Origin of the sequence: Bosea sp. NBC_00550, from assembly GCF_026020075.1 — a bacterium.
GTDB lineage: Bacteria > Pseudomonadota > Alphaproteobacteria > Rhizobiales > Beijerinckiaceae > Allobosea.
The window spans coordinates 5,266,473-5,292,771 of sequence record NZ_CP102772.1 but is presented as its reverse complement, the minus strand read 5'-3'; the positions used below and the strand labels follow the sequence as shown (position 1 = coordinate 5,292,771).

General features: G+C 66.4%; 25 protein-coding genes. 18 read left to right on the top strand and 7 right to left on the bottom strand.

Annotation, left to right across the window (positions count from 1 at the left end; translation table 11 throughout):
• Positions 1 to 30: 30 nt before the first annotated feature.
• From NWE53_RS25165 to NWE53_RS25155, 3 genes are all read right to left on the bottom strand, one after another.
• Complete coding sequence (locus NWE53_RS25165) at positions 31 to 867, bottom strand: carbohydrate ABC transporter permease (RefSeq protein ID WP_265052029.1); 837 nt, start codon at positions 865 to 867, stop codon at positions 31 to 33.
• A complete protein-coding gene (locus NWE53_RS25160; protein ID WP_442865061.1) occupies positions 864 to 1,739 on the bottom strand; it encodes a carbohydrate ABC transporter permease in 876 nt (291 codons plus the stop codon). Before NWE53_RS25160 ends, NWE53_RS25165 begins: the two co-directional genes overlap by 4 nt.
• Positions 1,740 to 1,948: 209 nt before the next feature.
• Positions 1,949 to 3,331: an ABC transporter substrate-binding protein gene (locus tag NWE53_RS25155; RefSeq protein ID WP_265052027.1), complete on the bottom strand. Its 1,383-nt coding sequence runs from the start codon at positions 3,329 to 3,331 to the stop codon at positions 1,949 to 1,951.
• Between the two features lie 240 nt (positions 3,332 to 3,571).
• On the opposite strand from NWE53_RS25155, the gene NWE53_RS25150 reads away from it, so the two are divergent.
• From NWE53_RS25150 to NWE53_RS25140, 3 genes are all read left to right on the top strand, one after another.
• Positions 3,572 to 4,564, top strand: coding sequence for an ABC transporter substrate-binding protein (locus tag NWE53_RS25150; protein WP_265052026.1), 993 nt, complete (start codon positions 3,572 to 3,574; stop codon positions 4,562 to 4,564).
• 31 nt (positions 4,565 to 4,595) lie between these two features.
• Positions 4,596 to 6,347 carry an ABC transporter permease gene (locus tag NWE53_RS25145; protein ID WP_265052025.1) on the top strand — a complete coding sequence of 584 codons (1,752 nt, stop codon included), beginning with the start codon at positions 4,596 to 4,598 and terminating at the stop codon, positions 6,345 to 6,347.
• Between the two features lie 91 nt (positions 6,348 to 6,438).
• Positions 6,439 to 7,725, top strand: a complete 1,287-nt coding sequence (locus tag NWE53_RS25140; protein WP_265052024.1) for a GGDEF domain-containing response regulator — start codon at positions 6,439 to 6,441, stop codon at positions 7,723 to 7,725.
• A 52-nt stretch (positions 7,726 to 7,777) separates the two neighbouring features.
• Here NWE53_RS25140 and NWE53_RS25135 read toward each other — a convergent pair whose 3' ends face one another.
• Positions 7,778 to 8,578: an SDR family NAD(P)-dependent oxidoreductase gene (locus tag NWE53_RS25135; RefSeq protein ID WP_265052023.1), complete on the bottom strand. Its 801-nt coding sequence runs from the start codon at positions 8,576 to 8,578 to the stop codon at positions 7,778 to 7,780.
• Positions 8,579 to 8,771: 193 nt separating this feature from the next.
• Here NWE53_RS25135 and NWE53_RS25130 point away from each other — a divergent pair, with 193 nt between their 5' ends.
• The gene (locus NWE53_RS25130) at positions 8,772 to 9,221 is read left to right on the top strand and encodes a MarR family winged helix-turn-helix transcriptional regulator (RefSeq protein WP_265052022.1); all 450 of its coding nucleotides are present in this window, start codon (positions 8,772 to 8,774) and stop codon (positions 9,219 to 9,221) included.
• A gap of 19 nt (positions 9,222 to 9,240) precedes the next feature.
• Here the strand turns inward: NWE53_RS25130 and NWE53_RS25125 are convergent, their stop codons facing one another.
• A complete protein-coding gene (locus tag NWE53_RS25125; protein WP_265052021.1) occupies positions 9,241 to 10,170 on the bottom strand; it encodes a LysR family transcriptional regulator in 930 nt (309 codons plus the stop codon).
• A 120-nt stretch (positions 10,171 to 10,290) separates the two neighbouring features.
• Between NWE53_RS25125 and NWE53_RS25120 the strand changes: the two genes are divergently transcribed.
• The 9 genes from NWE53_RS25120 to NWE53_RS25080 all read left to right on the top strand — a co-directional run bounded on the left by NWE53_RS25120 (position 10,291) and on the right by NWE53_RS25080 (position 17,778).
• Complete coding sequence (locus NWE53_RS25120; RefSeq protein ID WP_265052020.1) at positions 10,291 to 11,787, top strand: CoA-acylating methylmalonate-semialdehyde dehydrogenase; 1,497 nt, start codon at positions 10,291 to 10,293, stop codon at positions 11,785 to 11,787.
• A 23-nt stretch (positions 11,788 to 11,810) separates the two neighbouring features.
• Positions 11,811 to 12,368 (top strand): hypothetical protein, encoded by a 558-nt coding sequence (locus NWE53_RS25115; RefSeq protein ID WP_265052019.1) that lies wholly within the window; start codon positions 11,811 to 11,813, stop codon positions 12,366 to 12,368.
• Positions 12,365 to 13,519: an isobutyryl-CoA dehydrogenase gene (locus tag NWE53_RS25110; protein WP_265052018.1), complete on the top strand. Its 1,155-nt coding sequence runs from the start codon at positions 12,365 to 12,367 to the stop codon at positions 13,517 to 13,519. The genes NWE53_RS25115 and NWE53_RS25110 overlap by 4 nt, the downstream gene beginning before the upstream one ends.
• 116 nt (positions 13,520 to 13,635) lie before the next feature.
• Positions 13,636 to 14,523, top strand: a complete 888-nt coding sequence (mmsB, locus tag NWE53_RS25105) for a 3-hydroxyisobutyrate dehydrogenase (RefSeq protein ID WP_265052017.1) — start codon at positions 13,636 to 13,638, stop codon at positions 14,521 to 14,523.
• 43 nt (positions 14,524 to 14,566) lie between these two features.
• Entirely contained in the window at positions 14,567 to 15,523 is a 957-nt protein-coding gene (gene nudC, locus NWE53_RS25100; RefSeq protein WP_265052016.1) for an NAD(+) diphosphatase, read from the top strand.
• A gap of 54 nt (positions 15,524 to 15,577) precedes the next feature.
• Positions 15,578 to 16,750: an amidase gene (locus tag NWE53_RS25095; protein ID WP_265052015.1), complete on the top strand. Its 1,173-nt coding sequence runs from the start codon at positions 15,578 to 15,580 to the stop codon at positions 16,748 to 16,750.
• Positions 16,747 to 17,151 (top strand): oxalurate catabolism protein HpxZ, encoded by a 405-nt coding sequence (hpxZ, locus tag NWE53_RS25090; RefSeq protein ID WP_320109535.1) that lies wholly within the window; start codon positions 16,747 to 16,749, stop codon positions 17,149 to 17,151. Before NWE53_RS25095 ends, hpxZ begins: the two co-directional genes overlap by 4 nt.
• Before the next feature lie 163 nt (positions 17,152 to 17,314).
• The gene (locus tag NWE53_RS25085) at positions 17,315 to 17,542 is read left to right on the top strand and encodes a helix-turn-helix domain-containing protein (RefSeq protein WP_442864902.1); all 228 of its coding nucleotides are present in this window, start codon (positions 17,315 to 17,317) and stop codon (positions 17,540 to 17,542) included.
• Between the two features lie 5 nt (positions 17,543 to 17,547).
• Complete coding sequence (locus tag NWE53_RS25080; protein ID WP_265052014.1) at positions 17,548 to 17,778, top strand: hypothetical protein; 231 nt, start codon at positions 17,548 to 17,550, stop codon at positions 17,776 to 17,778.
• 42 nt (positions 17,779 to 17,820) lie between these two features.
• Here NWE53_RS25080 and NWE53_RS25075 read toward each other — a convergent pair whose 3' ends face one another.
• Positions 17,821 to 18,675, bottom strand: coding sequence for a prephenate dehydratase (locus tag NWE53_RS25075; RefSeq protein WP_265052013.1), 855 nt, complete (start codon positions 18,673 to 18,675; stop codon positions 17,821 to 17,823).
• Positions 18,676 to 18,691: 16 nt separating this feature from the next.
• Positions 18,692 to 19,426 (bottom strand): 3-deoxy-manno-octulosonate cytidylyltransferase, encoded by a 735-nt coding sequence (locus NWE53_RS25070; protein ID WP_265052012.1) that lies wholly within the window; start codon positions 19,424 to 19,426, stop codon positions 18,692 to 18,694.
• Between the two features lie 203 nt (positions 19,427 to 19,629).
• Between NWE53_RS25070 and NWE53_RS25065 the strand changes: the two genes are divergently transcribed.
• The 5 genes from NWE53_RS25065 (at position 19,630) to NWE53_RS25045 (ending at position 26,298) form a co-directional block, all read left to right on the top strand.
• Entirely contained in the window at positions 19,630 to 20,172 is a 543-nt protein-coding gene (locus tag NWE53_RS25065; RefSeq protein WP_265052011.1) for a c-type cytochrome, read from the top strand.
• 190 nt (positions 20,173 to 20,362) lie between these two features.
• Positions 20,363 to 22,231: an extracellular solute-binding protein gene (locus NWE53_RS25060; protein WP_265052010.1), complete on the top strand. Its 1,869-nt coding sequence runs from the start codon at positions 20,363 to 20,365 to the stop codon at positions 22,229 to 22,231.
• A gap of 172 nt (positions 22,232 to 22,403) precedes the next feature.
• On the top strand, positions 22,404 to 23,489 hold the full coding sequence (locus tag NWE53_RS25055) for a microcin C ABC transporter permease YejB (RefSeq protein WP_265052009.1): 1,086 nt from the start codon (positions 22,404 to 22,406) through the stop codon (positions 23,487 to 23,489).
• 2 nt (positions 23,490 to 23,491) lie between these two features.
• A complete protein-coding gene (locus NWE53_RS25050; protein WP_265052008.1) occupies positions 23,492 to 24,667 on the top strand; it encodes an ABC transporter permease in 1,176 nt (391 codons plus the stop codon).
• On the top strand, positions 24,664 to 26,298 hold the full coding sequence (locus NWE53_RS25045; protein ID WP_265052007.1) for an ABC transporter ATP-binding protein: 1,635 nt from the start codon (positions 24,664 to 24,666) through the stop codon (positions 26,296 to 26,298). Before NWE53_RS25050 ends, NWE53_RS25045 begins: the two co-directional genes overlap by 4 nt.
• Position 26,299: the final 1 nt, after the last annotated feature.

Here is a 26,299-nt window from a genome sequence, read left to right as displayed (position 1 = left end):
TCGCCCGAGAATGACGAGTGGAAACGGCCCTCAGCTCTTCACTGCTCCCGAGGTGAGCCCACCGACCATGTTCTTGCGGAACATGTAGTAGATGACGGCCGGCGGGATGGCGTAGAGCAGGCCCGCCGCCATCAGCAGATTCCAGGGCGCATCGTCAGCCGAGAGGAAGAGGCCGAGACCGACCGCGAGCGGCACTGCCCTCTCCGAAGAGAGCAGCAGGAAGGCGTAGAGATACTCGTTCCAGGCGAGCAGCAGCGCATAGATGCCGATGACCACCATGGAAGGCTTCATCAGCGGCAGGTAGACCAGCCGGAAGAGCTGGATCGAGGTGGCGCCGTCCATCACCGCCGCCTCGTCGAGTTCCTTGGGCAGCTTGTCGGAAGCCTGCTTCAGCACCCAGATCGCATAGGGCGAGGCCAGCGCGACCATCGCCAGGATCAGCGAGGCCTGCGTGTTGAGCAGCCCGTAGGAGCCCATCGCCTTGTACATGGGGATGGCGAGGAAGGCGGCCGGGATGAGATAGGTCGCGAGCGCCAGGTTCATGATCGTGCGCCCGCCCTTCACCTTGAGCCGGGCGATGGCGAAGGCGGCGAAGGTGGCGACGAACAGCGTGATCAGCCCCGTCGAGACCGCGATGAAGAAGCTGTTGAACATCTGCAGCCAGAAATTGTGCAGGTAGTAATGCTGCTGCTTGAAGACGATCTGGAAGTTCTGCAGCGTCGGCTGGTCGGGCCAGAGCTTGCCGGCCAGCATCGATTCCTGGTTAGAGATCGAGAGCACGAACAGGTGGTAGATCGGCAGCAGCGTCCAGACCAGGACGGGAATCGCGATCAGCAGCAGCTTGCCTTCGTCGAGAACCTTTTTCATGCGTCGGCTCCCTTCGACAGGCGCTTCACCATGACGAAGACCATGGGCAGGATCAGCGGCATGGCGACGATGATCGAGGCGATGCCGAGATCGAGGTTGTTGTTGCGCATGTAGCGGATGCCGAGCGTGGCCAGCACGTGGTTCAGGTCGCCGGGCCCGCCGCCGGTGAGCAGGTAGACGCTGTTGAAATCGCCCAGCGTCCAGATCATCGAGAGCATGGTCGAGGTGACGTAGAGCGTCGCCAGCGACGGCCAGGTAATGAAGCGAAACTGCTGCCAGCGATTGGCGCCGTCGACGCTCGCGGCCTCGTAGAGGTCCTGTGCGATGGCGAGCCGGCCGGTGATCAGGATCAGCGTCCAGAACGGCAGCGACTTCCAGATATGGACGAAGATCGAGCACATGAAGGCGAGCGTCGGATCGGTCAGCCAGCCCGGCCCTTCCATGATGCCGAACCATTGGAAGAGCTGCTGGTTCACCATGCCGTTCTCGGGGTTCAGCATCACCCGGAAGGACAGGATCGTCGGAATCGACGGCACCGCCCAGGGCAGGATGAACAGCACCAGCACGATGCGGATCCAGGCGCGCTGCTGCACGAAGAAGCCGGACAGCAACAGCGCGATGAGGAATTTCAGGTTCACCGCCACGAACAGGAATACGATCGTGTTGACGACGGTGCGCAGGAAGATCGGATCGGCGAAGAGGGCCTTGTAGGAATTCCAGTTGAGGCCGAGCCAGAGGCCGTAGGCCACCGGATAGACCACCATCACAGCAAAGACGAGCACATAGGGCGCCAGCATGATCGCGCCCCACATCGCGCGGTCACGCGTGAAGCCGGATTTATCCTCGCGCGGTGCCGAAAGCGGCGCTGTCATGGCGGCAGTGCTCATGGACTCTCCCTGGAATTGTCACCCGGTGAAAGATCCGCCGCGGCAAGCATTGCCGCGGCGGACAAAGGAAGCAAGCGAAACGAGCGCGGGATTCAGATCGCCGGGCCGGACAGGCGTATCCGCTCCGACGATCCATCTCTTTGTTCCGGCGTCGGATTTCCCCGAAAAGTGGGCTCCACTTTTCGGGCCGATGCCTAGCCCGCGATCTGCTTGATGCGAGCGATCATCTCGTCCACGGCCTGCTCGGCCGGGACCTTGTCCTGAACCACGCGGTTCACGGCCTTGGCCCAGACGTTCTCGGCGTTCACGGTCGTGAAGTTGTAGTTGTAGACGAACTGGAACGGCACGGTGCCGTCCTTGTACTGCTTGTAGACGACCGCGCGATGCGGGTCCTTGCCATCGGACCAGAACGGCGCCTCAATGCCCTTCAGCGTCGTCGGCACCCAGCGGCCGGCCGAACCCTCGACGAAGGGCCGCAGGTTCTCGTCCTTCATGAAGAAGGCCATGAACTCCTTGGCGCGCTTCTTGTTCTTGGCGTCGGCGAAGATCACCGCCGTCTTGACCGCGGCGAGATTGGTCATCTTGCTGCCGTCGGCCTTGAGCGGGAACTCGGCCGTGCGGATGTTGTCCTCGTAGTTCTTCTTGGCCTGTGCCCGCTGCTCGGCCGTGAGCGAGGGGTTGTTCATGTCGTCCATGTGCTTGCCGGCGATCGAGATCGTGGCGTTGTGCGTGGCGACGGTGGTGCGGTTGTGGAAGGCGACGTTGTTGTCCGGGTCGAGCCAGTTGACCGAGGACGGCGGCGTGCAGCCGCGCTGGAAGATGTTGGCGTAGGACTTAACCGCCTCGACCATCGCCTTCTTGTTCTCGGGCTGGTCGAGCACGATCTTGCCGTTCTCGTCGACGACCTTGGCGTTATAGGCGTTTGCGAAGGTCAGGAAGGAGTAGAAGGTGTCGGAGGCGGCGATGCCCATCGGATGGCCGATGCCATAGATGCGCTTGCCCTTGGCGCGCATGGAGCCCTGCACCTTGTCGCACCAGAAATCCCAGTAGCCATCCCAGGTCTTCGGGATGTCGGCCTCCTTGAAGCCGGCCTCCTCCAGCATGTCCTTCCAGTAGGTGATGTGCATCATCTGCTGCTCGACCGGGAAGGCGTAATACGACTTCTTGCCGGCCTTGCCGTTCATCAGGAAGGTGGTCGAGAGCGCCATCGGCTGGAACTCGGCCTTCATCGGCTCGATCACGTCGGAGACGTCCTCGAGCTTGCCGTCATAGGCCCATTTGCCGGTCGTGCGGAAATCATAGGTCGTGCAGAAACCGACGTCGGGCGGCGTGCCGGCATCGACCGCGCCGACCGATTTCGTGACGCAATCCTCGGTCGCGTAGAGCGAGAGCTCGACCTTGACGCCCGTCGCCTTCTGGAACTTGTCGACGACCGCGAGCAGCGCGTCGTCCTCGCCCTTATAGAAACCCTTGGTGAACCAGGCGGTCAGCGTTTCCTGCGCCGCGGCAGCACCCGACCAGCCCGCGACCACCGCCGCGACCGCCGTGCCCATGGCGAAATGCCGAACCAGTTTCATGTCATACCCTCCCCGTTTAAACCGTTTTAATCCGACGTTTTTGACCGTCTTGCCGGGAGCCTAATCGAAAAGCCCCGCGTGAAACAAGCGGGGGCCCGCTTATAAATACTATTTTTTGAAGCTCCCGGAGAACGCGCCGGCAGCCGGTGTTTGGGAGCTCCGCCTTCATGGAACTGTCATGCACGGGGTCTACCGGCTGCGCCATCTCGCAAAGGCGATCCAAGACGGACGGAGACACACATGCAGCGCAAATCCTTGAGCGCCTTCACCTTCGCAGCCGGCCTGGCGGCGACCGCGCTCGCCCCCTCCGCGGCCTCGGCCGCCGAAGGCAAGCTGGTCCTCTACACCAGCCAGCCGAACACCGACGCGCAGCAGACGATCGACGCCTTCAAGGCAAAATATCCGAAAGTCGATGTCTCCTTCGTCCGCGACGGCACGCCGCGCATCATGGCGAAGCTCAAGGCCGAGTTCGAGGCCGGAGCCCCCCAGGCCGACGTCCTCCTCATCGCCGATTCAGTGACGATGGAAGGCCTCAAGAAGGACGACCGGCTGCTCGCCCATGACAAGGCCGACGTCGCCGCCTATCCGGCCGGCGTGCACGACCCCAAGAAGATGTGGTTCGCGACCAAGCTGATCACCACCGGCATCGTCTACAACACCAAGGCCGGGATGAAGCCGACGAGCTGGACCGACCTGACCAAGGCCGAGGCGAAGAACCAGCTCGCCATGCCGAGCCCGCTGAACTCCGGCGCCGCGCTGATCCACACGATCACGCTGACGGGCAACCTCAAGGAGGGCTGGAGCTTCTACGAGAAGCTGAAGGAGAACGGGACGCTGGCCGCCGGCGCCAATGGCGACATCCTGCGGCAGGTCGCGACCGGCGAGAAGCTCTACGGCATGATCGTTGACTTCATGCCGATCCGCGAGAAGGCCAAGGGCGCGCCGGTCGAGTTCGTCTTCCCGAGCGAGGGCGTCTCCGCCGTCAGCGAGCCGGTCGCGATCCTGAAGAGCACCAAGAACCCCGAAGCCGCCAAGGCCTTCATCGACTTCCTGCTGTCGAAGGACGGGCAGGAACTCGCCCTGAAGCAGGGCTATGTCGCGGCTCATCCCGATGTCGCGCTCCCGGCCGGCTACCCGGCGCGCAGCGCGATCAAGCTGATGTCCTTCGACGCGGCCAAGGCGCTCGCCGACGAGGCCGCGGCGCGCAAGCGCTTCAGCTCGATCTTCGAGTGATGCCCGATTCCATGCTAGGGCCGGCGGCGAAATGACGCTGGCCATCGACCGAAACGGGAAGCGGGAGCCCGCCATCGCGGCCCCGCTTCTTCCGCGCCTGCGGCCGCCGGACGGCCTCGGCCTGCCGGCGCTCGTCATCGCCGTCGCGCTGCTGCTCGGCGGCCTGCCCTTTTTCCGGTTGATCCTGGCGGCCTTCGCGCCCGGCTGGCAGTTCGCGCCGGAAGCCGCCTTCGCCGAGATGGCGAGCCGCTCCGCCGTAAACGCGACCTGGCACACGCTGGAGACCGCCTGCCTCTCCGCGCTCGGCGCGCTCGTCGTCGGCGGCATCGTCGCGCTGACGCTCGGCGTCACCGATGTCCGAGGCAAGCGCCCGCTCGCCTTCGCCTTCGTGTTCTCGATGATGATCGCGCCGCAGGTCGCCGCGCTCGCCTTCCTCAGCCTGCTCGCACCGAACTCGCCGATCCTGTCGCTCATCGGACTCGCGCCCGTGCCGGGTACACCGAACCCGCTGCTGGGCCGCGGCGGCATCATCCTGGTGATGGCCCTGCACCATGCGCCGCTCGTCGCGATCACGCTCTGGACCGGCCTGCGCAGCATCCCGCAATCGCTGATCGAGGCGGCGCAGATGGAAGGCGCCTCGAACGCCACCATCACCGCCCGCATCGTCATTCCCGTGCTGCGGCCGCAGATCGTCGCCGCCGGGCTCATCGCCTTCGTCGCCGGTGTCGGCAATTTCGGCATCCCCGCCTTGCTCGGCCTGCCTGTGAACTATCTGACGCTGCCGACGCTGATCTACCGCCGGCTGTCGAGCTTCGGCCCGTCGAGCCTCGGAGAAACGGCGGCGCTTGCGGTGCTGGTCGGTGTCGTGGCGGCGCTCGGCATCATCGCGGGAACGCTCGTCGCCAGCCGCCAGCGCGGCAAGGTCGAGATCGAACGGCCGCTCGAACCCTACTGGCTGCTCGGCTCCGCGCGCCCCTTCGTCGCGGGCGGGCTCTGGCTGCTGCTGGCACTGAAGCTCGGCCTGCCGCTCATCGCCCTGCTCAGCGAAGCGCTGACGCCGGCGCTCGGCGTCGCGCTGTCCTGGCAGACTCTGACCTTCGATAAATTCACCGAGGTGCTGCTGCGGCAGGCGGTGACCATGCGCGCCTTCCGCAACTCGCTGCTCTTCGCCGGCGCGGCAGCGCTGATCCTGGCCTTCCTTGCGATCGCGTTCGCCTATGCCCTCGAAAGGCGGCTCGGCAAGCTGAGGCGCCCGGTCGAGCTGATGATCGAATTGCCCTATGCCTTGCCGGGCGTGGTGCTTGCCATCGCCTGCATCCTGATCTTCCTCAAGCCGCTGCCGCTGATCGGCGTCAGCATCTACGGCACGCCCTTCATCATCCTCTTCGCCTATCTCGCGCGCTTCCTGCCGCTGGCACTGAAGGCGCCCGTCGCGGCCATGGCTCAGATCGAGGCGCATCACGAGGAGGCGGCCAAGCTCGACGGCGCCAATCTCTGGCAGATGCTGCGCTTCATCGTCGCGCCGATCCTGGCGCCTGCGGCAGCGGTGTCGGCGCTGATGGTCTTCCTCGTCGCTTTCAACGAGCTCACCGTCTCGGCCCTGCTCTGGTCCTCCGGTACGGAGACGCTCGGTGTCGTGCTCTTCAGCCTGAAGGAAGCGGGTCTTGCCGGCGAGGCCGCCGCCGTCGCCATCAGCGCATCCACCATCATCCTGGTCGCGATGCTGATCCTCGATCTGCTCGGACGCCATCTGCCGCAGAACATCCTGCCCTGGCGGCTCTAGACCGCGCCACCGGGAGGCAGATCGCGGCGGTTTGGCCGTGACGAAAAATTAAGCTCGGGGACGCCCTAGATGCAGCATGGGTGCCCTTACGATGCTTCAGACCAGACAAGAACCGACAGCCGACGACCGCAGGATTCTCGTCATCGAGGACTCCCGAACCTTCTCGCTGGCGCTGCGGCAGTTCCTCCAAGCGGAGACCGGGCTGCCCGTCACGACCTGCGGCTCCCTCAAGGATCTGAGCGAGATCATCGTCGCGGCGCCCGGCGCCTATGCGATCGCCGTCGTCGACCTCAACCTGCCCGATGCGCCGCGCGGCGAGGCGCTGGACTGGACCGTCACCCACGGCATCCCGTCCGTCGTGTTCACCGCTACCTTCGATCTCGCCACGCGCGGGCGGATCATGGAGCGGGAGGTCATCGACTACGTCCTGAAGGACAATGAATTCGCGCTCAGCAATCTCGTCAACACGGTCAAGCGCGCGCTGAACAACCGCAACACCCGCATCCTCGTCGTCGACGACACACGCACGACCCGCAAGGTGCTCGCCCGCATGCTGTCGATCCAGCAATATGCGGTGGTCGAGGCCGGCTCCGGGCAGGAGGCGCTGACGATCCTGGACGCGAACCCGGACATCCAGCTCGTGGTCAGCGACTACTACATGCCCGACATGGACGGCTTCGAGCTGGCGCGCCGCATCCGCCGCCGCCATCCGCAGGTCCGGCTGCTCGGCATCTCGTCCTCGACGGATCGGACGACCTCGGCCGGCTTCCTGAAGGCGGGCGCGCACGACTTCGTCTCACGCCCCTTCGTGCTCGAGGAGCTGCAATGCCGCATCGCCTCGAATGTCGAGACGCTGACGCAGCTCAAGCAGCTGCAGGACCTCGCGGCGCGCGACTTCCTGACGGGGCTGTTCAATCGCCGACACTTCTTCGAGCGCGGCCGCAAGCTCGTCGACGAAGCGCGCGAGATGGGGGTGCCGGTCTCGATCGCCATCCTCGACATCGATCATTTCAAGCGCCTGAATGACCGCTACGGCCATGATGGCGGCGACAGGGCGCTGACGGCGGTCGCGCGCAGCCTGAGCGTCTCGGCCGAGCGCGGCTTCAACCTTCTCGCCCGGGTCGGCGGCGAGGAGTTCGCCATCCTGTTCCCCGGCGCAGATCTCGCTGAAGCGACGCGGCTCTGCGACGACATCCGGGAAGCCATCGCCCGCGAAACGGTGAAGCTGGGCGAGGACACGCTGGCGCTCACGGTTTCGCTCGGCGTCGCCACGATCGGCCCGGAGGACGAGCTCGATACCTGTCTCGGCCGGGCGGATCGCGCGCTCTACGCCGCCAAGCAGAGCGGCCGGAACCGGGTCTGCGCCGACGCGGCCTGAGCCTCCGGCAAGCCGCCTCTCCGCGAGGCGACCTGCCGAAAGCGCGATCGCGTCAGGCGGCTGCGTAGCGCGGCGCCGCATTCTTCGTCTGCGACGCGGCGACCAGCGTCGCGCGCGCCTCGTCGAACGTGGCCCAGAGCGCTTCATCCCCAACGGACGGCCAGGTGATCGTCTCGCCGGCGGCAAGCCCGGCGAGCGCAGCGTCCACCATGCCTTCGGTCGTCATGATCTTCTCGGGGTCGAAACTCGCCAGGGGCACGCCGGCCAGCTCCCAGATCTCGGTCGCCGTCGCCGGCGGATGGACGCTCTGGACCTTCACGGCGGTTCCTTCCAGCTCGGACTGCAGGCCGCGGGTGAAAGCGAGGACATAGGCCTTCGTGCCGCTATAGACCGCGCTGTGCGGCAGCGAATGAAGGCTCAGGATCGAGGCGATATTGACGAGCGTGCCGCGGTTGCGCGCGACGAAGCCCGGCAGCACGGCATGGGTCAGGCGCGTCAGCGCGCCGATGTTCAAGGCGATCTGCGCGGCGGAATCCGAGGCGGGCGCCTGTGCGATCGGCGCGAAACGGGCGATACCGGCATTGTTGACCAGCAGCTCGATATCGTCGCGGGCGGCCAGATCCTTCTCGACGCGCGCGAGATCGGCCTCGTCACCGAGATCGGCGACCAGGATTTCGGCGTTGCGGCCATGGGCGGAGGCGATCCGCCCCGCCACCTCCTCCAGCCGGTCGCGCCGGCGGGCGATCAGCAGCAGATCATAGCCGCGCGCCGCCAGCCTGTCGGCATAGACGGCGCCGATGCCGGAGGACGCGCCGGTGACGACGGCGAGCTTGCGATGGGAAGGCGTGCTCATGAGAGAATTCCATTTCATTGAGTACTCAATTTATTTGTTGAGCGCTCAATCAAATGGTGAGGCCCGGACCCTTTTCAATAGTGTTGTGCTCAACCATTTTAGGGACATGAACAAGAAGCCAGATTCTGGGGCGCCGTTCGGCTGCGTGGACATACCGGAGACGTTCTTCCAGCTCGCCTGCACGAACACGGCCATGCGCCGCGCCACCCGGCGGCTCGGCCAGATCTATGACGATGCCATCGCGCCGCTCGGCCTGAAGGCGACCCAGTTCGGCCTGCTCGTCGCCATCGACGGCCTGACGGAAGACGGAAAGGGGCCGACGCTCAACGAGATCGCCGCCCGCCAGCTCATCCAGATCTCGGCCCTCACCCACGCATTGCGGCCATTGGTGCGGGACGGGCTGGTCGCACTGCACGCCGATCTGGAGGACCGCCGCAGCAAGCGGGCGGTCTTGACGCCGGCTGGCGAGGGGCGCCTGCAGCAGGCCGTCTCGCATTGGGCTCAGGCCAATGGCCGGGTCGAGGCGACGCTCGGCCCCGGCGTTGCGGAAGGGCTGCGGGCGCTTGCCGATCTGATCTCGTCCGAGAGCTTCCTCGATGCCTATCGCAGCGGCCGGCCGCTCGACCCGCCACGCCGCGGCTGAGGAAAAGCTGCGCCGCGGGCTATTCGGCCGCAGTACGCTGCTCCTGTCTCGGCTCGCCCAGCATCAGGGCACGCGACGCCTTCGCCTCGCGCACGACGAAGTCGACGATCGCGCGCACCCGCGCCACATCCTTCAGATCGGCATGCACCAGCAGCCAGAAGGAACGCGTGATCGAGACCGTCTCGGGCAGCACTGGCACGAGACGAGGCTCGCCCTCCGCCATGAAGTGGTGGATCACGCCGATGCCGGCGCCGGCCACCACCGCATTCATCTGCGCGATGACGCTCGAGCTCTGGACATGGGCTCGCAAGCCCTTGGCGACCTCGTCGAGATAGTCGAGTTCGGGCGTGAAGATCAGGTCGTCGATATAGCCGACGATGCGATGCTCGAAGAGATCGTCGGGTTTCGTCACCGGCGGCATCGACGCGAGATAGTCCGGCGAGCCGTAGAGGCCGAGGCGATAATCCGAGAGCTTGCGGGCGACGACCTTGCCCTCCTTGGGCGGCGCCAGCGTGATCGCGACGTCGGCCTCGCGTTTCGACAGGGAGAGCAGCCGGGGCATCGCGATGAGCTGGATTTCGAGCCCGGGATAGGACCTTGCGAAGGCAGCCAGCCGCGGCGCCAGGAAGGCGGTGCCGAAACCATCGGGCGCCCCGATCCTGACCGTGCCCGACAAAGCCATGTCGGCCCCGCCGATATCGCTCTGGATCGCCAGCGCCTCGGTCTCCATGCTCTCGGCCTTGGCGAGCAGGCGCTCGCCATGCGCGGTCAGCGTATAACCCTGCGGGCGCCGCTCGAAGAGCTTGGCCTTCAGTGCCTCCTCAAGCGAGGTGATCCGGCGCGAAACGGTGGCATGATCGGCGCCAAGCCGGCGGGCCGCAGCCGTCAGGCGCCCGGATCGCGCCACAGCCAGAAAGAAACGGAGATCGTCCCAGTCGAAGCGCTCCAAGGCCTCCTCCCCATATTTGTTTTTTTGCACGACCGACGTTTAACACTCGCTATAGCCGTGCACAAACGAGAATGGTAGGGAGTCGGCAAGATCACAACACCAATTCGTAGGGAGGGCGCGATGCGTCAGGTCGGACATTTCATCGGCGGCAAGCAGGTCGCCGGCACCTCGGGGCGCAGCTCCGACATCTTCCAGCCGATGGACGGCAGCGTGATCGGCAAGGTCGCCCTCGCCTCCACCGCCGAACTCGACGCCGCCGTGCAGAACGCCGCCGAGGCGCAGCCGAAATGGGCGGCCGTCAACCCGCAGCGCCGCGCCCGCGTGCTGATGAAGTTCCTCGACCTCATCGCCCAGAACAACGACGAGCTGGCCGAGCTGCTCGCCCGCGAGCACGGCAAGACCATTCCCGACGCCAAGGGCGACATTCAGCGCGGTGTCGAGGTCGTCGAATTCTCGCTCGGCGTCCCCAACCTGATGAAGGGCGAGTTCACCGACGGCGCAGGCCCCGGCATCGACATCTATTCGCTGCGCCAGCCGCTCGGCGTCGTCGCCGGCATCACGCCGTTCAACTTCCCGGCGATGATCCCGCTCTGGAAGCTCGGCCCCGCGATCGCCTGCGGCAACGCCTTCATCCTGAAGCCCTCCGAGCGCGACCCGGGCGTGCCGATGCGCCTGGCGGAGCTGTTCATCGAGGCGGGCGGCCCTCCCGGCATCCTCAACGTCGTCAACGGCGACAAGGAAGCGGTCGACGCCATCCTCGACCATCCCGAGATCAAGGCCATCGGCTTCGTCGGCTCCACGCCGATCGCCGAGTACATCTACGCCCGCGGCTGCGCCAATGGTAAGCGCGTGCAGTGCTTCGGTGGCGCCAAGAACCACATGGTCATCATGCCCGACGCCGACATGGACCAGGCGGTCGACGCGCTGATTGGCGCCGGCTACGGCTCCGCCGGCGAGCGCTGCATGGCGATCTCAGTCGCGGTTCCCGTGGGCAAGGCCACGGCCGACGAGCTGGTGAAGCGCCTGATCCCGCGCGTCGAGAGCCTCAAGGTCGGCCCTTCGACCGATCTGACGGCCGATTACGGCCCCGTCGTCACCAAGGCGGCGATGGAGAAGATCAAGTCCTATGTCGACATCGGCTTGCAGGAAGGCGCGACGCTCGCCGTCGACGGACGCGGCTTCAAGATGCAGGGCTACGAGAACGGCTTCTATGTCGGCGGCTGCCTGTTCGACAACGTCACCAAGGACATGCGCATCTACAAGGAAGAGATCTTCGGGCCGGTGCTCTCGGTCGTCCGCGCCGACAGCTATGACGAGGCGCTGAAGCTGACCAACGACCACGAATACGGCAACGGCACCGCGATCTACACCCGAGACGGCGACGCCGCGCGCGATTTCGCCTCGAAGGTGCAGGTCGGCATGGTCGGCATCAACGTGCCGATCCCGGTCCCGCTCGCCTACTACACCTTCGGCGGCTGGAAGCGCTCCTCCTTCGGCGACCTCAACCAGCACGGCCCGGACTCGATCCGCTTCTATACCAAGACGAAGACGGTGACCGCGCGCTGGCCGAGCGGTATCAAGGACGGCGCCAGCTTCGTCATCCCGACGATGAACTGACGGCGCCACCGGCGGAGGAGGCCATGGAGCGATCGCTGCGCATCATCGCATCGTCGCTCGCCCTCCTCTGCGGGCCGACGCTGCCCGCGCCGGCTCAGCCTTCTCCCGCGGAAGCCTCGCCGCCGTTCGACGACGCCTCGTGCGAACCTGGGCTCATCGAGCACATAACGCTCGATGAAGCTCAACAGCGGCACTGCCGCCAGTTGCTGCAGGGCCGGATCGAGGCGATGCGGCAGCGCAGCCGGGGGCATGTCCGGCAGGTGATCGAGGACAATCGGATCAGGCGGGAGCGCGAGGCCAGCCTGCCGCCTCCGCCTTCCCCACCCGTGACGGTCGAGAGCTTCATCAGCCGCGACGACCTCGCCTATGGCGACGTGGTGGTGACGGATCGCGGACCGCGCGTCTTCGTCGGCAAGCCGGGCGAGCCGCCCGCTCCCGACGACTTCATCGCACTCGACGCGCCGCGCTCGCCCCATCGCGGCCGCACCGGACCCTATGACGGAGCCTATCCCGAGCGCCGGCAGATCGTATCGCCGAAGCCGCAACGGACGGCTCCCAGCTTTCAGGAGCGCCAGCCTTGAGCCCGTTTTCCCTGACCGAAGACCAGATCGCCATCCGCGACATGGCGCAGGATTTCGCCGCTGATGCGCTCGCCCCCCATGCAATGCGCTGGGACGAGGAGAAACATTTCCCGGTCGAGGAGATGCGCGCGGCCGCGGCGCTCGGCATGGGCGGCATCTACATCCAGGAGGATGTCGGCGGCTCGGGTCTTTCGCGGCTCGACGCCGCCCTGATCTTCGAGGCGCTGTCGACCGGCTGCCCGACGGTCGCGGCCTATATCTCGATCCACAACATGTGCGCCTGGATGATCGACCGCTACGGCTCCGATGAGCAGCGGCAGCGCTTCCTGCCGAAACTGTGCACGATGGAGCACCTCGCCAGCTATTGCCTGACCGAGCCCGGCGCCGGCTCCGACGCCGCCGCGCTGAAGACCAAGGCCACGCTCGACGGCGACCATTACGTCCTCGACGGGCAGAAGCAGTTCATCTCCGGCGCCGGCGTCTCCGACATCTACGTCGTGATGGCACGCACCGGCGAGCCCGGCCCCTCGGGCATCTCGACCATCGTCGTCGAGAAAGACACGCCCGGCCTCTCCTTCGGCGCCAACGAGAAGAAGATGGGCTGGAATGCCCAGCCGACGCGGGCGGTGATCCTGGAGAATTGCCGCGTGCCTGTGGCGAACCGGCTCGGCCCGGAAGGGATCGGCTTCAAGATCGCCATGGCCGGCCTCGACGGCGGGCGGCTCAATATCGGCGCCTGCTCGATCGGCGGCGCGCAGGGCGCGCTCGACAAAGCGATCGCCTACGCCAGGGAGCGCAAAGCCTTCGGCTCGGTCATCGCCGATTTCCAGGCGCTGCAGTTCAAGCTCGCCGACATGGCGACCGAGCTGGAAGCGGCGCGCAGCCTGCTCTGGCGCGCAGCCGCCGCGCTCGACGCCAAGGCGCCGGACGCGACCAAGCTCTGCGCCATGGCCAAGCGCATCGCCACCGACACCGGCTTCGACGTCGCCAACGACGCCCTGCAGATTCATGGCGGCTACGGCTATCTCGCCGATTACGGCATCGAGAAGATCGTCCGCGACCTGCGCGTTCACCAGATCCTCGAAGGCACCAACGAGGTGATGCGGATGATCGTGGCGCGCGGGCTGGTCGGGCGGGCGAAAGGGAATTGACGCCGAACGGCAATCCGCGATCGCAAGACGAGAAAGCGCTTTTTTCTGATGACGGTCTCGGGCCTGCTCTTCGAGCAATCCGAGATGGCACCAAGAACGACGAGAGGAAACGCAGCATGACCAACATCGCCTTCATCGGCCTCGGCAACATGGGCGGCCCGATGGCCGGCAACCTCGTCAAGGCCGGGCACAGCGTCAAAGCCTTCGACCTCGTGCAGGCGTCGAAGGATGCCGCCGCGGAGATGGGAGTCGGGATCGCGGATTCGGCCAAGGATGCGGTGGCTGATGCCGAAATCGTCGTCACCATGCTGCCGGCCGGCAAGCATGTGCTCTCGGTCTGGGCCGATATCCTGCCGGCGGTGAAGCCCGGCACGCTGCTGATCGATTCCTCGACCATCGACGTCGAGAGCGCGCGCAAGGCGCATGCGCTCGCTGGCGACCATGGCTGCCTCTCGCTGGATGCCCCGGTCTCGGGCGGCACCGGCGGTGCCAAGGGCGCGACGCTGACCTTCATGGTCGGCGGGACGGAGGAGGCGTTCGGACAGGGCGGGCCGATCCTCGCCAAGATGGGCCGCAAGATCGTGCATTGCGGCGGCGCCGGCAACGGACAGGCCGCCAAGATCTGCAACAACATGATCCTCGGCATTTCGATGATCGGCGTCTCCGAGGCCTTCGTGCTGGCCGAGAAGCTCGGCCTGTCGCATCAGGCACTGTTCGATGTCGCCTCGACCTCGTCGGGCCAATGCTGGTCGCTGACGACCTATTGCCCGGTGCCGGGCCCGGTGCCGACCTCGCCCGCCAACAACGACTACAAGCCGGGCTTCGCCTCGGCGCTGATGCTGAAGGACCTGAAGCTGTCGCAGGAAGCGGCGCAGGCGGCCGGCGCCTCGACGCCGCTCGGTGCTGCCGCGGCACAGCTTTTCGGGCTGCACAATGTCTGGGGCGAAGGTGGCACGGATTTCTCCGGCATCATCCATCTCCTGCGCGGGCGCGGGCAGGCGTGAGACGCGCTTGCGCGGCGGGGCTGAGCGGGTCTAGACCCGAGTCATGAACGACGCTCCCGCCCGCCGCGAACGCTCCTCCCAGACCGGGTTCGCGATCAACCGGCTCGACCGGCGCGAGGATTTGCGCAGCAAGCCCGACGCGGTGACGGCGCTCCGCCACCGTTCGGACACGCGCATCGTGGCCGTGGCCGGCGAAACGCCGATTCTCAAGCGCCTCGACGGCGACGCCTTCTCGGTCTGGTTCAGCCATGGCGAGACCGAGATGCTCGGCCCTGCCGCCGAGGAAATCTTCCTCGGCATGACCGAGGACGGCACGCCACGCTTCGCCCGCCTGCTCGACAAGGCCCTGATCGAGCCCTTGAAGGAGCGGCCCGAGCTGCTGCTGACCGATCTGCGCTCGGTCGCGCTCAAGCGCATCGTGCCGGAGGACGAGGTCGGGCCGCTCGGCGAGGCCAAGGCCGTGCTCGACTGGCATGCCCGCCACCACTTCTGCGCGCAATGCGGCGGGCCGACCGTGGCCGGCGCCTCGGGCTGGCGGCGCGAATGCACTGCCTGCGGCGCGATGCATTTCCCGCGCACCGATCCCGTCGTGATCATGCTGGTGACGCGCGGCGATGCCTGCCTGCTGGCCCGGCAGGCCCGCTTCGCACCGGGCATGTATTCCTGCATCGCCGGTTTCGTCGAGCCGGGCGAGACGCTCGAGGACGCCGTCCGGCGCGAAAGCTGGGAGGAGGCTGGCCTCAGGGTCGGCGCCGTCCGCTACATCGCCTCGCAGCCCTGGCCCTTCCCCTCCTCGATCATGATCGGCTGCATCGCCGAGGCGCTCGGCGACGAGATCACGCTCGACATGACCGAGCTGGAAGCCGGGCGCTGGTTCCCGCGCGAGGAAGTGCTGCAGATGCTGAACGGCGAGCACCCGGACGGTCTCGCATGCCCGCAGCACATCGCCATCGCCAATACGCTGGTGCGAGCCTGGGCGCTCGAGGGCGAGCGGATCTGACGCACCCCGCGCATTGCGCCATCCCACTGAAGACCAGCCTTTGCGGAGCCTTGAATGACGGACCCGGCCAACGCCTTCGTTCCCGGGCCGCGCGCCCGTCTTGCCGGCCGTCCCGGTGGTCCGCTGTCGGGATTGACCTACGCGGTCAAGGACCTGTTCGACGTGGCCGGAGTGCCGACCGGCGGCGGCAACCATGACTGGGCCAAGGCCAATCCCATCCCGGAGCGCCACGCCTCGGTCGTGCAGACGCTGCTCGACGCCGGCGCCGACCTGATCGGCAAGACGATCACCGACGAGGTCTCGCTGGGCATCCTCGGCGAGAACGCCTTCGACGGCACGCCGCTCAACAGCGCCGCGCCCGATCGGGTGCCGGGCGGCTCGTCCTCCGGCTCGGCAGCGGCCGTTGCCGCGGGCTTGTGCGACACCGCGCTGGGCACGGATACCGGCGGTTCCATGCGCGTGCCGTCGAGCTTCTGCGGCCTATACGGCATCAGACCGACGCATGGCCGGCTCGATCTGACAGGGTTGATGCCGCAGGCGCCGAGCTCGGACACGGTCGGCTGGTTCGCACGCGACGCCGAGACCTTCGCGCGGGTCGGTACTGTCTTGCTCGGCGAGAAGCCGGGGCCGCTGCCGACGAAGCTGCTCATCGCGGTCGATGCCTTCGCCTTCGCCGATCCCGAAGTCGGCGCCGCGTTGCGGCCGATGGTCGAGAAGCTCGAACGGATCGTCGGGCCGGGGCGCGAGGAGATCATGGCCCCGCAGGGCCTCTCGGTCTGGGCGCGGGCGCAGCGCAGCCTGCAGCCGGTCGAAGCCTGGCAGACCTTCAAGCCCTGGATCGAGCAGCACAATCCGCGCATGGCCTTCAGCGTCGTTGCCGGGCTGATCGCGGGCTCCCAGGTTCCGGCGAGCGAGCGCAACTGGGCGGCGCTGATGCGCGAGGAGGCAAGGGCGCGGCTTCGCCACCTGCTGCCACCCGGCACCATTCTCTGCCTGCCGACCACGCCGTTTCCCGCGCCCTTGCGCGGCCTCTCCACGCCTGTTCTGCAGCCGATGCGAGACCGCATCACCTGCCTTTGCGCCCAAGGCGGCCTGACCGGCTCGCCGCAGGTTAGCCTGCCCGGCGCGACGATCGACGGCGCGCCGGTCGGCCTCTCGATCATCGGCGGGCGCGGCACCGACGCCAGCCTGATCGCCGTCGCCCAAGCCATGGAAGCTATCGCGTGACCGACTTGACCCCGAACCTGCCCGAAATCGTCGCCGAGATCAGCGCCCTGTTCGAGCGCTACGAGCAGGCGCTGGTCGACAAGGACGTCGATGTACTCGACGCGTCCTTCTGGAACAGCCCGCACACGATCCGCTATGCGCTGGGAGAGAACGGCTACGGCTTCTCCGAAATCCATGCCCATCGCGTCGCCCGTCCGCCGGGGCCGGGCATCAAGGAGAAGCGGATTCGGCTGGAGATCCTGACGCTCGGCCGCGACCTTGCCACGGTGAACCTCGAATTCAAGGTGCGCGGGCGCGAGGTGGTCGGCCGCCAGAGCCAGACCTGGGTGCGCTTCCCCGATCAGGGCTGGAAAGTCGTCTCGGCCCATGTCTCGACGATGGAGGGGCCACGCCCCTGGTAAGGCCGGTTTCAGGCGGATTTGACGCCGGGCGCGACGAGCGAAGCGGACGCTTCGGCGACCACGCCGGCTCTTAGGCACCTTGTCTTTACGACTCCTTAACCATCAAGGGCGCCCCCTTGCATGGTCGATAGGGCTTCCGGGGGGCTCGGAAAGGACCGCGACCATGCATAACCTCGATCCTGAACAGGCTATCGTGGAGCAACTCGTCGGCCTGCCTGTCGCCGACGTCGAACGTGATCTGATTCTCGCCACGCTGCGCGAAACCGGTGGCAACCGTACTCATGCCGCCGGTCTGCTCGGCATCGCCATCCGCACGCTGCGCAACAAGATCAACAGCTATACGGCCGAGGGCTATGACGTGCCCGAAGCGCTCCAGACGTCGGGGCAGTGATGGCCATGCGCCAGACTTCCGCGGACGGGATGGCGGCCGGCCATCTCGTCGCCTCGACCACCACGGCGGCACTGCTGCGCTGCCTTCTCCACAAGCGCGTGCTGACGCCGGCGGATATCCGGGAGATCTACGAGACGGCGCTGCTCCTGCTCGAACAGCAGCAAGGCGCCACACCGGAACATGCGGCCGCCTTCATTGCCGCGCGTGCGGCGATCGAGGACGGCCTCGCCCGCTGATCGGCGGGCGCCGCCGCGGCCTGGCAACCCGTCGGCAGCGCCTTACTCGGCGGCTTCCTCGATCGTCGAGCGGAACTCGTTGGCGGGATAGACGCCCATGATCTTCATCTCCTTGGAGAAGTAGGAGAGCTCATCGAGCGCGCGCCGGAGCGCCGGATCGTCGGGATGCCCCTCGACATCGGCATAGAACATGGTCGCGGCGAAAAGGCCGTCGACCATGTAGCTTTCCAGCTTCGTCATATTGACGCCGTTGGTGGCGAAACCGCCCATCGCCTTGTAGAGGGCGGCGGGAATGTTGCGGACGCGGAACATCAGCGTCGTCACCGTCTTGCCGACGCCCTGGCGGGCATATTCCGGATATTTCGAGAGCACGACGAAGCGAGTGGTGTTGTGCTTCTCGTCCTCGATGTCCTCCATCAGGATATCGAGCCCGTAGACCTCCGCCGCGATGCGCGGGGCGATCGCCGCGCGGGTGACGTCGCCAGCTTCCGCGACCTGGCGGGCGGAGCCGGCCGTATCGGCCGCGACCTCGGCCTTGAGGCCCAGCTTGCGGATGATCTTCCGGCACTGGCCGAGCGCGTGGATATGGCTCTGCACCGTCTGGATCGTCGCCAGCGTCGCGCCCGGAACGCCCATCAGGTGAAAGCGGATCGGCAGGAAATGCTCGCCGATGATGTGCAGGCCCGAGCGCGGCAGCAGATGGTGGATGTCGGCGACGCGGCCGGCGATCGAATTGTCGATCGGGATCATGCCATAGCGCGCCTTGCCGTCGCTGACCGCGGCGAGCGCATCCTCGAAGGTGGCGCAGGGCAGGAGCTCACAGTCCGGAAACACCTGGAGAGCCGCCTGGGAAGAGAAGGCTCCGGGCTCACCCTGGTAGGATACGACGAAGGACATTGGACGCTCAGGCTCCTCAACGGGACTTCAGGATCGCGCGGGCGCGATCGAGATCGGGCGGTGTATCGACGCCACGCGGCACGTGGTCGATGACCATGACGTCGATGCGCATGCCGTCTTCGAGCGCGCGCAGCTGTTCAAGCTTCTCGCGCAGCTCGAGCGGCGACTGCGGCAGGCTGACGAAGCGGTCGAGCGCGGCGCGGCGATAGGCATAGAGACCGACATGATGGTAGAGCGGCCCCTCGCCCGCCGGCGCGGTCGCGCGCGTAAAGTAAAGCGCACGCATATGGCCGGGAGCGATCTCGCTGCCGATGAGCTTCACGACGCTCGGCGCCGTCTTCTCCTCCTCGTCGGTGATCACGCCTGCAAGCGTCGCGATATCCACAGCCGGATCGGCAAGCGGCTTCACCGCGGCGGCGATCGCAGACGGCTCCAGCGTCGGGAAATCGCCCTGGACGTTGACGATGATGTCGTAGCGCCGCTGCGGGTCCAGGATGTCGGCGGCTTCCTTGATGCGGTCCGAACCCGTCTGGTGGTCGGCGCTGGTCATCACCGCCTTGCCGCCGGCCGCCTCGATGGCGGCGGCGATCTCAGGCGTGTCGGTCGCCACCGCGACATCTCCCACGCCAGCTTCGACGGCCCGGCGCCAGACATGCACGATCATCGGCTCGCCGTTGATGTCGGCGAGCGGCTTGCCGGGCAGGCGCGTCGCCTGCATGCGGGCGGGGATCAGGATCAGCGGATTCGACATGTTTCCGGGTGGGCTCGGCTGGAGGGCCGCAGATCGCGGCGGGCGGCGTCAAAAAGTCTCAAAGCGGAGCGTGCTTATACGAGTTGCAATGAAGCGCGCAAAGCGGTTAAGCAACGGCGGAGGCTGGAGGCTTTCGAGACTTCGGCTATGCGCTATCTCGTCTCCCGGGCTTCGGCCGCGGAGGGCACCAAGGTTCGGATACGATGAATATCGAAGCCAACAAGATCGCCGGCGCGGTTCTCTCCACGCTGCTTGTCGTGATGAGCCTCAACATGGCGGCGGGCATCGTCTTCGCGCCGAAGAAGCCTGCCGTGACCGGCTTCGATCTGCCGAGCGAAGAGCCGGCCGCCGCAGGCGGTGGCGCCGCTGCGGCTGCAGCCGAGGAGCCGATCGCGGTGCGCCTCGCCAAGGCCGACCCGGCCAAGGGCGAGAAGGCCACCGGCGCCTGCAAGGCCTGCCATACCTTCGAGAAGGGGGGCGCCAACAAGGTCGGCCCGCATCTCTTCGACGTTTATGGCCGCAGCGAAGGCTCGGTCGCGGGCTTCGGCTATTCGGCCGCGATGAAGGGCCGCAACGACAAGAGCTGGGACGCCGACGCTCTCGACCACTTCCTGAAGAACCCGAAGGCCTATGTGCCCGGCACCGCGATGGCCTTCGCCGGCATCAGCAAGCCCGAGACCCGCGCCGACGTGGTCGCCTATCTCAACACTCTGGCGGACGCGCCGAAGCCGCTGCCGAAGCCCTGAGCGGCCGGGCACTGCGACCATTCGCTGCTGACAAGCCGGGCTTTTGCCCGGCTTTTTGTTTGGCCACGCCTTGCTCCCGCCTTCGGCTTGCCCGCACAATCCGATCCTTGCCCATCCTTGCCGGCCATTGCCGTATCCAGCCGCGCGGGCGAGATAGGAAGGCTGCGAATCAGACGGGAGACGCGAAACGATGGCGATGCGCATCACACGCCGCAGGTTGCTGGAAGCCGCAGGTGCCGCGACTGTCGCGGGAGCCCTGCCCGGCCTTCCCGGAGCGGCGCTGGCGCAGGATGCCGAGTCGCATGGGCTCTCGACCTTCGGCGAACTCGCACTGCCGCCGGACTTTCCGCATTTCGCCTATGTGAACCCCAAGGCCCCGAAAGGCGGCCTGCTGACGGTCCAGATCAAGCGGGCCGGCGGCAACCAGAGCTTCGACACCTTCAACACGCTTAACACCTTCGTGCTCCAGGGCGATGGCGCGGCCGGCATGGATGCCTGCTTCGACAGCCTGATGGCCGGTTCCGGCGACGAGCCGGGCTCCCTCTACGGGCTGCTGGCGAAGAGCGTCGCAGTCTCGCCGGACAAGCTGACCTATCGCTTCCGCCTGCGGCCCGAAGCGCGCTTCCATGACGGCGCGCGGGTGACGGCACGAGACGCCGCCTTCTCGATGAACATCCTGAAGGCGAAGGGCCATCCCTCCTTCCGGCTGATCCTGAACGAGCTCGTCTCGTCCGAGGCCGAGAGCGACGACATTCTCGTGGTGAAGCTCTCAGCCAAGCGTAGCCGCGACCTCCATCTCGTCGTCGCCGGCCTGCCGGTGTTCTCGGAGAAATACTGGTCGACGCGGGATTTCAGCGCCTCGACGCTGGAACCGCCGCTGGGTTCGGGCGCCTACAAGGTCGGGCGCTTCGAGCAGGGCCGCTTCATCGAGTTCGAGCGGGTGCCGGACTATTGGGGCAAGGACCTGCCGGTGAACGTCGGCACCAATAATTTCGACCGGGTGCGCTGGGAGTATTTCCGCGACCGGCAGGTGGCGTTCGAGGCGTTCAAGAGCGGCGTCATCACTTTCCAGGAAGAGTTCACCTCCCGCATCTGGGCGACGGGCTATGATTTCCCGGCGCTGCACGAGGGCAAGGTCAAGAAGGAGGCGCTGCCGAAGACCGAGCCGGTCGGTTCGCAGGGCTGGATCTACAACACCCGGCGCGAGAAATTCGCCGATCCGCGCATTCGCGAGGCGCTGGGGCTCGCGTTCGACTTCGAATGGACGCGCAAGACCATCATGTTCGGCTCCTATGAGCGCATGACGTCCTATTTCGAGAACTCTGATTCCAAGGCGGTCGGCAAGCCCTCGCCGGAGGAGCTGGCCCTGCTGGAGCCCTTCCGCGGCAAGGTGCCGGACGAGGTCTTCGGCGAGCCCTTCCTGCCGCCGGTCTCGGACGGCTCGGGCAGCGACCGCAACCTGCTGCGCAAGGCCGACGAGATGCTGCGTGCCGCCGGCTGCAAGCGCGACGGCAATGTGCTGAAGCTGCCGAACGGCCAGCCCTTCGAGATCGAGTTCCTCGATTCCAACCCGGCCCTGCAGCCGCACACGCAGCCCTTCCAGGCCAATCTCAAGCGCCTCGGCATCAACGCGACCTCGCGCCTCGTCGACCCCGCCCAGTATCAGCGCCGAATCGACGAGTTCGACTTCGACATCATCAGCCGCGCGCTCTCGGGCAGCGCGATCCCCAGCGACACGCTACGCGTCGTGTTCGGTTCGGAAGCGGCCAAGACGAGGGGGTCGCGCAATGCCGCCGGCATCTCCAGCCCCGCCATCGACGCGATGATCGAGAGGATCGGCCAGGCGCACAGCTATGCCGAGGTCGTCGTCGCCGCGAAATGCCTCGACAGACTGCTTCGCGCCGGGCGCTACTGGATTCCGATGTGGTGGAACGACGAGGAATGGCTGGCCTATTGGGACATGTACGACCGGCCGCAGACCAAGCCGAAATTCTCCTCCGGCGCTCCCGCGATCTGGTGGTACGACGCCGAGAAGGCCAAGCGGATCGGAAAGGCGTGATGGTGCGGACACTCGCCGTCATTCCGGGGCTTCGCGAAGCGAAGAGCCCGGAACCCAGAACCAATGTCACTGATCGACGGGGCGCAAACGGTTTCTGCTTCTTGATGAAGGGTATCGGTTCTGGATTCCGGGCTCAGGCCTGCGGCCTGCCCCGGAATGACGGCGGAGCCCCATGCTGAGCTATATCGCCCGGCGCCTCGCGCTCATGGTGCCGACGCTGTTCGGCATCCTGCTCGTCTCCTTCGTCATCGTGCAGTTCGCGCCGGGCGGCCCGGTCGAGCGCGTGATCTCGCAGCTCCAGAACCCGAACAGCGGCGCGTCCGACCGCGTCGGCGGCGGCCAGATGGGCGATGCCGGGGCGCAGGGCGAGGCCTCCGCCTATCGCGGCGCGCAGGGGCTCGATCCCGCCTTCATCAAGGAGCTGGAGAAGCAGTTCGGCTTCGACAAGCCGGCGCATGAGCGCTTCCTGAAAATGCTCGGCGATTACGCCCGCTTCGATTTCGGCCGCAGCTATTTCCGCGATGCGCCGGTGCTGCAGCTCATCAAGGAGAAGCTGCCGGTCTCGATCACGCTCGGCCTGTGGATGACGCTGATCTCCTACGCCATCTCCATCCCGCTCGGCATCCGCAAGGCGGTGAAGGAGGGCTCGCGCTTCGACACCTGGACGAGCGCCGTCGTCATCGTCGGATACGCGATCCCGAGCTTCCTCTTCGCCATCCTGCTGATCGTGCTCTTCGCCGGCGGCTCCTTCTGGCAGATCTTTCCGCTCAGGGGCCTGACCTCGGACAACTGGTCCGAGCTCAGCCTCTTCGGCAAGGCGAAGGACTATCTCTGGCACATCACGCTGCCGGTGCTGGCCATGGCGCTCGGCGCCTTCGCCACCTCGACGCTGTTGACGAAGAACTCGTTCCTCGACGAGATCCGGAAGCAGTACGTGCTGACCGCGCGGATGAAGGGGCTGTCGGAACGCGGCGTGCTCTACGGCCATGTCTTCCGCAATGCCATGCTGATCGTCATCGCCGGCTTCCCCGGCGCCTTCGTGCACGCGCTCTTCGCTGGCTCGCTGCTGATCGAGACGATCTTCTCGCTCGACGGGCTCGGGCTTCTCTCCTTCGAGGCGATCGTCAACCGCGACTATCCCGTCGTCTTCGCCAATCTCTACATCTTCTCGCTGATCGGCCTCGTCGTGCACCTGATCACCGACCTGACCTATAGCTGGGTCGATCCCCGCATCGACTTCGAAAGCCGGGAGGCGTGAGCATGAGCGACACGCTGATCGATGCCCCGCCCGCGGCCCTGCGCAGCGACATTCCGCTCGCGCCGGCCGAGGCGAAACAGGGCTGGCTCAAGCTCTCGCCGATCAACCGGCGCCGGCTGAACAACTTCAAGGCCAACCGGCGCGGCTGGTGGTCGCTCTGGCTCTTCCTCGCCCTGTTCCTGCTCTCGCTGGTCGCGGAGTTCATCGCCAACGACCAGCCGCTGGCCGTGCGCTACAAGGGCGAATGGCTGTTTCCGGTCGCGATGAACTATCCGGAGGAGAAGTTCGGCGGCTTCCTCGCCACCACCGATTACCGCGACCCGGTGATCGCCAAGGAGATCGCCGCCAACGGCTTCGCGATCTGGCCGCCGATCCGCTACTCCTACCGCACGCATAATCTCGACCTGCCCGTCCCCGCCCCGGCCCCGCCGACATGGATGCTCAAGGACGAGCAGTGCAAGCCGATCGCGCAGCGCACCGGCGGCTCGACCTGCCGCGACCTCGAATGGAACTGGCTCGGCACCGACGACCAGGGCCGCGACGTCGTCGCCCGGCTGATCTACGGCTTCCGCATCTCCGTGCTGTTCGGGCTGATCCTGTGCGCCTTCTCCTCGGTGATCGGCATCGCCGCCGGCGCAATCCAGGGCTATTTCGGCGGCTGGACCGACCTGATCTTCCAGCGGCTGATCGAGATCTGGACCTCTATCCCCGCGCTCTACCTGCTGATCATCGTCGCCGCGATCATCACGCCGAGCTTCTTCGTACTGCTCGGCATCCTCCTGCTGTTCTCCTGGGTGGCCCTGGTCGGCGTGGTCCGCGCCGAGTTCCTGCGGGCGCGCAACTTCGAATATGTGCGAGCGGCGCGTGCGCTCGGGCTTTCCAATCGCACGATCATGGTCCGGCATCTCCTGCCCAACGCGATGGTGGCGACGCTGACCTTCCTGCCCTTCATCCTCAACGGCTCGATCACCACGCTGACCTCGCTCGACTTCCTCGGCTTCGGCCTGCCGCCGGGCTCGCCGTCGCTTGGCGAGTTGCTGGCGCAGGGCAAGGCGAACCTTCAGGCGCCCTGGCTCGGCCTCTCCGGCTTCGCAGTGATCGCCCTGATGCTGTCGCTGCTGATCTTCATCGGCGAAGCGGTGCGCGACGCCTTCGACCCGCGGAAGACCTTCGCATGAGCGCGCCGCTTCTCTCCGTCGAAGACCTCTCCGTCGCCTTCCGCCAGGGCGGGCGTGAGACGCTCGCGGTCGACCATGTCTCCTTCTCCGTCGCCAAGGGCGAGACGCTGGCGCTGGTCGGCGAATCCGGTTCCGGCAAATCGGTCTCAGCACTGTCTATCCTGAAGCTGCTGAACTACCCGGCGGCGCATCACCCCTCGGGCAAGGTGCTGTTCAACGGGCAGGACCTGATCGCGGCCGACGAGAATGCGATGCGCAAGGTGCGCGGCAACGACATCACCATGGTGTTCCAGGAGCCGATGACCTCGCTCAATCCGCTGCACCCGATCGAGCGGCAAATCGGCGAGATCCTCGAATTGCACAAGGGCCTACGCGGCGAGAAGGCGCGCGCCCGGACGCTGGAGCTGTTGGAACTCGTCGGCATCCGCGAAGCAGCGAGCCGGCTCGGCGCCTATCCGCACCAGCTTTCCGGCGGGCAGCGCCAGCGCGTGATGATCGCGATGGCGCTCGCCAACGAGCCGGAGCTGCTGATCGCCGACGAGCCGACGACGGCGCTCGACGTCACCGTGCAGGCGCAGATCCTGAAGCTGCTCAAGGAGCTCCAGGGCCGGTTGGGCATGGCGATGCTGTTCATCACCCACGATCTCGGCATCGTCCGGCGCATCGCCGACCGGGTCTGCGTGATGCTGAAGGGCAAAATCGTCGAGCAGGGTCCGGTCGCGGAAATCTTCGCCAACCCGCAGCATGACTATACCAAGCGCCTGCTCGCAGCCGAGCCGAAGGGGCGCCCTGAGCCGGTGCCAGCGGACGCCACGACATTGCTCGAAGCCGGGCCGGTCAAGGTCTGGTTCCCGATCAAGTCAGGCCTGATGCGCCGCGTCACCGGCTATGTGAAGGCGGTCGACGGCATCTCGGTCAAAGTCCGCGAGGGCGAGACGCTGGGCGTGGTCGGCGAGTCCGGCTCGGGCAAGACGACGCTTGGCCTCGCCATCCTCAGGCTGATCTCCTCGGAGGGGCCGATCGTCTTCCTCGGCGATCGCATCGACGGGCTCTCCAGCCGCGAGGTCAGGCCGAAGCGCAAGAATCTGCAGGTCGTCTTCCAGGACCCCTACGGCTCGCTCTCGCCGCGCATGTCGGTCGCCGAGATCGTGGCGGAAGGGCTCGCGATCCAGCAGCCGGACCTCACCTATCCGCGCCAGCGAGAGATCGTGGCGCAGGCGCTCATCGATGTGGGCCTGGATCCGGCGGCGATGGACCGCTACCCGCACGAGTTCTCCGGCGGACAACGCCAGCGCATCGCGATTGCGCGGGCCATGGCGCTCAATCCCAAATTCGTCGTGCTGGACGAGCCGACCTCGGCGCTCGACATGTCCGTCCAGGCGCAGATCGTCGAATTGCTGCGCGGACTGCAGGCCAAGCGAAAACTGGGTTATCTCTTCATCAGCCACGACCTCAAGGTCGTCAGGGCGCTGTCGCACCGGGTGCTGGTGATGCAGAACGGCAAGGTCGTCGAGGAAGGTCCGGCGGAGGCGATCTTCGCCCAGCCGCGCGAGGCCTACACACAGGCGCTGCTGGCGGCCGCGCTTAATCTCGAACCGGCAGTCGCCAGCGCCGCCGCCGTGAGGGAGTAAA